Origin of the sequence: Salinibacter altiplanensis, from assembly GCF_002894645.1 — a bacterium.
Taxonomy (GTDB): domain Bacteria; phylum Bacteroidota; class Rhodothermia; order Rhodothermales; family Salinibacteraceae; genus Salinibacter; species Salinibacter altiplanensis.
Window position 1 is genome coordinate 37,881 of the sequence record NZ_NCQY01000001.1, and the last position, 6,647, is coordinate 44,527.

General features: G+C 56.4%; 6 protein-coding genes. All 6 read left to right on the forward strand.

Annotated features, from left to right (window positions below; translation table 11 throughout):
* The first annotated feature begins 38 nt into the window (after positions 1–38).
* The 6 genes from B7R93_RS00155 (at position 39) to B7R93_RS00175 (ending at position 6,414) form a co-directional block, all read left to right on the forward strand.
* On the forward strand, positions 39–1,142 hold the full coding sequence (locus tag B7R93_RS00155) for a serine hydrolase domain-containing protein (RefSeq protein WP_103018843.1): 1,104 nt from the start codon (positions 39–41) through the stop codon (positions 1,140–1,142).
* Between the two features lie 221 nt (positions 1,143–1,363).
* Positions 1,364–2,164 carry a hypothetical protein gene (locus tag B7R93_RS00160; protein ID WP_157942135.1) on the forward strand — a complete coding sequence of 267 codons (801 nt, stop codon included), beginning with the start codon at positions 1,364–1,366 and terminating at the stop codon, positions 2,162–2,164.
* Between the two features lie 165 nt (positions 2,165–2,329).
* On the forward strand, positions 2,330–2,770 hold the full coding sequence (locus tag B7R93_RS00165) for a hypothetical protein (RefSeq protein WP_103018845.1): 441 nt from the start codon (positions 2,330–2,332) through the stop codon (positions 2,768–2,770).
* Positions 2,771–2,820: 50 nt separating this feature from the next.
* Entirely contained in the window at positions 2,821–4,296 is a 1,476-nt protein-coding gene (locus B7R93_RS00170; protein WP_103018846.1) for a serine hydrolase, read from the forward strand.
* Positions 4,297–4,575: 279 nt separating this feature from the next.
* Positions 4,576–4,809 (forward strand): hypothetical protein, encoded by a 234-nt coding sequence (locus tag B7R93_RS15100; RefSeq protein WP_157942136.1) that lies wholly within the window; start codon positions 4,576–4,578, stop codon positions 4,807–4,809.
* A gap of 573 nt (positions 4,810–5,382) precedes the next feature.
* The gene (locus B7R93_RS00175) at positions 5,383–6,414 is read left to right on the forward strand and encodes a DUF3667 domain-containing protein (protein ID WP_103018847.1); all 1,032 of its coding nucleotides are present in this window, start codon (positions 5,383–5,385) and stop codon (positions 6,412–6,414) included.
* Positions 6,415–6,647 lie beyond the last annotated feature (233 nt).

Genomic DNA, 6,647 nt, shown 5'->3' on the forward strand with positions numbered 1-6,647 from the left:
TCGAATCAGTCCCTAAAAGCAATCAGAGAAATCTGACGATGCTACCACCGCTATCTGTTCGGTGTATCGCGATAGTCCTTCTCGGTGCGACGGGCTGGGCGGCAAGCGCCGGATGTGCGAGCTCGGACCAGAGCACGCAACCGCAGCCGAGTCGGCTGGAGCAAGCGAAGGCCTACTCCGCTAAGAAGGCAGGAGATGCTCTTTTGGTGTGGAAGGGGGGCGACCTCGTCCTCGAAGCCTACCAGAACGGCTATGACCCGGAACAGCCCCACATCCTCACGGAGGTGAGCGCGCTTTTCCCGGCCCTGACAGCCCTGACGCTCGTGGACAACTCTCTCTTGGCTCTTGACGAACCGGTCGCCCGTGTGGTCGAAGGGTGGCGCTCATCTCCCCAAAAATCCAAAGTCACCCTCTCCCACCTTCTTCACCGAACGAGCGGGCTGAAGCAGTATGGAGTAGGGCAAGGAACCGTCCCGGCCTACGAAAAGGCCCTTACAGCCCCGATCGTTGAGGGTCCGGGAGAGAAATTTCGGTTCGGGTATGCGGACGCGCAAGCCCTCGGCGCAGTTCTCGAACGGACGGATGGAAAGAGGCCAATGATGAAAGAACGCCTTTTCCTGCCGCTGGGCATCCCTGGAGGCCGCTGGTTGTGGGTAAGCCAGAATTCCGAGAGTGAAACGTCGGCGGGTTCTCCTCAAGCGCGTTCCCTCAGCGTCAGACTCTACGACGGTGCGCACCTTACGGCTCGGCACCTGGGGCGGGTCGGGCGGATGCTTCTGCAGGACGGGCAGTGGAAGGGCAAGACCATAATCGAAAACCTGGCCCCACTAACCGAGCCGACACCAGCAAGCCCCGGATACGGGGCGGGCGTCTGGCTCAACGTGCCCCTCGACTCAATCCCGTCGGCCCAGTTCGAGAGGTTCTGGTCGCAGGTTCCGGAAAGCATCCTACTGACTCACGACGAGAAGCGGCTCATTTACGACGGTGCCCCTCCGCAAATGTACATGGCCGCAGGTCGCTACAACCAACGACTCTACGTCCTCTCGTCTAAGGAAATGGTGATCGTTCGGCTTGGGCGAGCGGACCGGACTTGGAGCGACGCAGAGTTTCTAACTCGACTTTTAGGTGGAAAGAGTCTATGAGAGTCAACTGCCTCAGGCAGAGGGCGAAAATGTAGAGGCCAGATCACCTATCTACCCGACCCCTACATCTTGGCACCATAACAAGTCGCTGTAGCTGACGAAAAATTCGGGACATTTTGCCCTTTTGCAGTCGAGACAATTTCTTATTCTCGAAACTACGGATGTGCCGCAACTTTTCGCGAGCTAAGCTCAGTCGTTATACCGCACTATGCCCCAATCGTATGACGGAAAATAAAGATAACGACTCGTCTCCTCCGGAAATCGTTGATGCTGGAGCCGACATTGCAGGTGCAGCTACCGGTGCTACGTTAGGCACATTTTTAGGTGGACCAGCCGGTGCAGCCATCGGAGCTGCAATGGGACACACTCTTCGGAAGATCGGAGCTGAGATCAATAATCGGTACATCAGTCCGAGGGAGGATGAGCGGGTTGCATCGGCACTGACATATGCTATCGAGCGCGCCGAACGAAAGATAGAGGATGGTGAAGAAATTCGTAGCGACGGCTTTTTCGATGAGGGAACGGATGACCGAAGTACAGCTGACGAGATAGTGGAGGGAGCTCTAATCGCAGCTCAACGAGAGCACGAGGAGCGTAAAGTTGAGTACATTGGATATCTGATTGCAAATATCTGCTTCGACGAGTCAGTGGGAGGCCCTCAGTCCAACGCCTTGATCAGCACAGCTGAACGCATAAGTTGGAGGCAGATCCGGATTTTAGCCTACCTCCTGCGTCCGCAAAAATTTGCCGGATCGGATAGAACAACTCCCACTTTCAGTCCCGACAGTATTCGAGATTTAGAGCCACCTCCAGACGATTTTTTACATGAGTTCTCGGAGTTACAGCAGATGAGACTCTTAATGGATCTGGAAGCCTTCATGGGCTTCCCTTTCGATCCTGACAGATATGTCGTATCGAGATTTGGTAAGCAATTGTATTCCCTGATGGAACTTGAGAGGATCGATCCTTCCGTACTCCGAGAGTTCAGTGAGTTGTGTAAGTTTGGTCGGTATGATGTGTAGAAATGTGGTATAACACGTCGCTGTAGCTGACGAAAAGCTCAGGCCGGATTGCTCTTCTGAGAACGAGATGGCTTCTTGTGCCTGAAGCGAAGGTAGTGCCGCAATTTTTCGCGAGCTAAGCTCGAACGTTATAGCGCGCTTAGTTGAACGGTCTGATCCTCTGTAATGGAGCTTTACGCGGAAGCATATCAGCAACTCGCTTCAATCAGCGCCGTGCTCGGGGGACTGGCTTTCGCTGCGGCTGCTGCCCTTCTGAACGCCGGGGCGCGGACCAGCGACGCGAGTGCGTTGGACTGGCCCGCCAAGCTTACGACCGGAACGGCGGTGGCAAGTGCGGTCCTGTACGTAATTGCCGCGATGACTTGGTCGTTCATGACGGCTGACCTCTTTCGGGCTGCTGCTGATGGTCAATCGTTTCCTCCTGGGGTTGCTCTCATGAACTTTGTTGCTTCCCTTGAAATGATCGCCGGATCCGTGCTCCTTTTCGTGAGCATCGGCGCAAGTGGATGGATCGCATCTCGAAGGATTGGAATCGCCACAAGTGGGGTTGCTCTCGGAGGCGGTATTGGACTGATGATTCTGATTTTTTGGTTCGGTGACCTATAACCCGATGGGGTCAGCTGTCATTCACGTAAGGACAGGTTCCAAATCAGATTATGAGCGGGAAGACTTGCGTTCTGGGTTCATTCGCGGCTATCCTTCTCGGCGTCCTTGCCTGTGCGAGTCCTCTCAGGGCCCAAACGCTCGACTCGATTGCCGAGCGGCAGCGAGCGGTCGAGTCGGGACTGCTTCCCGAGGTGATCGTTGCGAGCGACCCGGATCCAGGCTACGGAATTTACGAGGGCATGAGGCGGGATAGCGTGCCCGGTCTCAGCGTCGCCGTGATCAATGGTGGGGCGGTGGAGTGGGCGATGGGATACGGCGCAAAGCGGTCGGGCAGTTCAGACTCGGTCGTGGTCTCTACGCTGTTTCAGGGCGCGTCGCTCAGCAAACCCATTGCGGCCACCGCTGCGCTTCAGCTCGTCGACGACGGGCGCCTCACCTTAGACGACAACGTCAACCGCTGGCTCCGGTCATGGCGGGTGCCCGAAAACGAATACACGGCCCGGCGGCCCGTCACGCTCCGCGGTCTTCTGAGTCACACCGCCGGTCTGACCGTGCACGGGTTCTCCGGATACTCGACGGGAACGGATCTCCCGTCCCCAGTTGACATCCTTGAGGGGAGGGGCAAGACGGATCCGGTTCGCCTCGATACGATTCCAGGGACAGCGTTCCGCTACTCCGGCGGCGGGTACATGGTGGCTCAGGTTCTGATGCAGGACGTGACGGGGGACCGGTTTGCCCCAATGATGGAGCGGGAAGTGTTCGATCCACTCGGCATGTACCGAAGCACCTACGAGCAGCCGCTTTCGGAGCATCTAGAACAAGTGGCTGCCCACGCTCATCGGGACGACGGAACGCCCCTCAAGAATCGATGGGAAATCGAACCGGCGCTGGCCGCAGCCGGTCTTTGGACCACGCCTACAGACATCGCCCGATTCGCACTGGGGATTCGTGACGCTTACAAGGGAACTCCCGGGGCACTCCTTCAACAATCGACAGCTCGGGAAATGTTGTCGGAGCAGAAGGAGAACTGGGGACTAGGCCCGGAGGTTTATGGTAAAGGCGACAGCCTTCGGTTCAGCCACCGGGGCTCAATCACGGGATATCGAGCGTTCTTCGTCCTGTATCCGGAAACGGGCGACGGGGTTGCGGTCATGACCAACTCCGAGGCCGCAGGCGGTTTGATGTTTGACGTAGCACGGGCGGTTGCCACCGTCTACGACTGGCCCACCTTCCAGTCGGAAACGCGGACCGTGGTGGAGGTTCCTGCGGAGACGCTGGCGGACTATGTGGGCGATTATCAGCTTCCCTCCGGCGCGGAAATCACTGTCACCCGCGACGAAGATCAACTCTTCGTGGACGTGCCCGGTGAAGACACGGTCCCGCTTTTGGCAGAGTCGAAGGCCGTATTCTTTCCGAAGGGAGAGAAGGCCCGTCTCGCTTTCAAGCGGGACTCGACCGGTCGAGTCACCCACTTCATTTTGCGCCAGGAAAACAGTAAAACGAAGGCTGTGCGCCAAGTGCCTTGAATGCACAACTCTTACCCCTGACGTGAGCAGGAGTAGGCCACACGCGCTATAACCCTGCGCTGTAGCTGACGAAAAGTTTGGGCCATTTTGCTCGTCCTCAACCAAAACTGTTTCTTGTGCTCGAAGCTACAGGTGTGCCGCGACTTTTCGCGAGCTAAGCTCCGTCGTTATGCCTCCCTGACCCGATTACTGAAGGTACTGATGCAGTTGCCGTGTTGGAGCGGCAGAGAATGTAGGTAAACTACCCCAATTATACTGATCGACAGAAATGATATCGTAATGGAAAAGCCTTCAGACAATGAAAAGTTTTATAGGTACGTTAAGTATGTCGGATTGGCGCTCGTTTTGATCTCTGTGCCCCTAGCAGGGGTTGGGGCTTATGCAATGGGGGGAGGATTCTCAAACAACGACTGGGAGATCCTTGGCATTTTGGCACCGATACTTGGACTGTCTGGACTTGCCATGGTCCTGTGGGCCGATCCAGAATTTCCTTCAGGCGGGGAGGAAAAATAGCCTGATAGACCTACGGCAACTCCCCAGTACTGTAATATTCCGACGCGCATGGGAGTGAGAATCATCGGCAAGTGACTGCCGACGAAGTAAGAACAGTCAGCATGACACTCTGTGGAGCCGATCTAGTCAAAGTCGCTCTTCCGAAAGGAGAAGCTATTTCTACAGTAATGTGTCTGGACGTGGACGAGAAGGCATAACCCTCGATGTAGCTGACAAAGGGCGCGGGCCATTTTCAAGCGTAGCGTGTCGGGTGTTCGCCGTTGTCAATCGGAGGTGCTGACGCTGGCAAATGAGCACTTCGCGATCAGGGTCAGTTTATCGAGGTGCTGGGATTTTGAACTTTTTCCGTCCTTTGCGAGCTAATCTCTGTCGTTATGCCGCACCACCCTGCGTCGGAAAATCGAGTCGCAGCTTGAGTCCTCATGTCTCCCGTTGGATGCGTCTCTGCTTGCGCAACCACTTCAGGCTGAGTCTACCATTTTCTCTCGTTCGTTGCAAATCGAGCTATGCCGCCATACTTTTGCCTAGTGTCCACATGTGATCAACGACTTCTTCATGTTACCCGTCTCTTAGATGTCCGGTTCTATAAGTAGCCAGGATGCAGGGAGCCAGAATGGATCTACCGATCAGAACCACTCATCTGAGGTAGAATCCCTCGATGGTCAGGCCGCCGAGACAGTCACCGACTCTGTGGAGTGCCCGAGCTGTGGGCGAACCTTTTCGGGGACCTACTGCCCGGACTGCGGGGAGGAGGTCGGGGCTTCCCTCACAATGGGAGATGTGATCGGGGATGCGTTCCGGGAGGTGTCCGAGATTGGAGACGGGCTCCAAGCAACACTGGTCGGGTTTACCGTTCGTCCCGGGGAGGTGCTACAGGAGTACCTCTCCGGAGTCCGGAGGCGATACATGAGCCCAGGACGCTACCTGACGGTGGCAGTGCTCCTGTTTCTTGGAACCATGCAGGGACTGATCTGGCTTGATTTCATGAAGCCCCTTTCGGACTCGGCGATGATGATGGGACCCGGCGGTTCCAAGAAGGAAGTCACGCAACTCACATCGTCTCAATGGTATACGCTTGCCACGGTGTTTCTCAATGCGGGGATACTGGGGCTTCTGTTCTGGCGCATCTTCGGGGAGAAACTGCGTCGAGGAGCGGAGGCACTGGCGATCGGGGTTTTTCTCGTTGCCCATGCCTCGGTGCTGTCGGTTGGCGTCCGGGTGCTGCTCGTCCCCGCCGTCTCGCTTTGGAGGGGAGCTCCTGTCGACCCAGCGGTTCCCACCAGTATTGGCTCCGTGATTATGGTGCTGTATCCTGGAGTGGCGGCCTATCTTAGGTTCGGAACGGATTGGGGGAGTGCCGTCAAAGGGATACTGGGGTCAGTGTGGGCGTACATTGAGACAATTGCAACGGGAGCCATTGCAGCGTTTTGGTATCTTTTTCTGAGTTCCCCCAGTTTCCATGAAGCCTATCGGACTCACCTGAATGAGCTCCTCCCGGACGGGGGAGAGGACCTTGTAATGGTGACATTGGGACTTACAACGGTGATCTACTTGGTGCCCCTATTCCTCCACGTCGCGATGGAGGCGTACTACCGTCTGCGGTAATTTGCACCACTCAAATGCGTCACTATCGGTGGCGGCCCACTCGCAGGAGGACACACGGATCAACTCACGTGACTTATGGAAAGCGACCACGACGACTTTCTGAGACCGAGAGCAGGTGAAAGATCCACTTCTAGATCAGGATTTGGAGGGCTGGTTGGACGCCTGGGCATGCGGCATAACCCCGCGCTACAGCTGAAAATGGGCTGTAGCCGTTTTCGGACACGTCAGCCCGA

What these genes read in the sequence shown, in the direction of transcription:
- B7R93_RS00155 (WP_103018843.1), top strand. Translation starts at nt 39, where the DNA reads ATGCTACCACCGCTATCTGTTCGGTGTATCGCGATAGTCCTTCTCGGT.
- B7R93_RS00160 (WP_157942135.1), top strand. Translation starts at nt 1,364, where the DNA reads ATGACGGAAAATAAAGATAACGACTCGTCTCCTCCGGAAATCGTTGAT.
- B7R93_RS00165 (WP_103018845.1), top strand. Translation starts at nt 2,330, where the DNA reads ATGGAGCTTTACGCGGAAGCATATCAGCAACTCGCTTCAATCAGCGCC.
- B7R93_RS00170 (WP_103018846.1), top strand. Translation starts at nt 2,821, where the DNA reads ATGAGCGGGAAGACTTGCGTTCTGGGTTCATTCGCGGCTATCCTTCTC.
- B7R93_RS15100 (WP_157942136.1), top strand. Translation starts at nt 4,576, where the DNA reads ATGGAAAAGCCTTCAGACAATGAAAAGTTTTATAGGTACGTTAAGTAT.
- B7R93_RS00175 (WP_103018847.1), top strand. Translation starts at nt 5,383, where the DNA reads ATGTCCGGTTCTATAAGTAGCCAGGATGCAGGGAGCCAGAATGGATCT.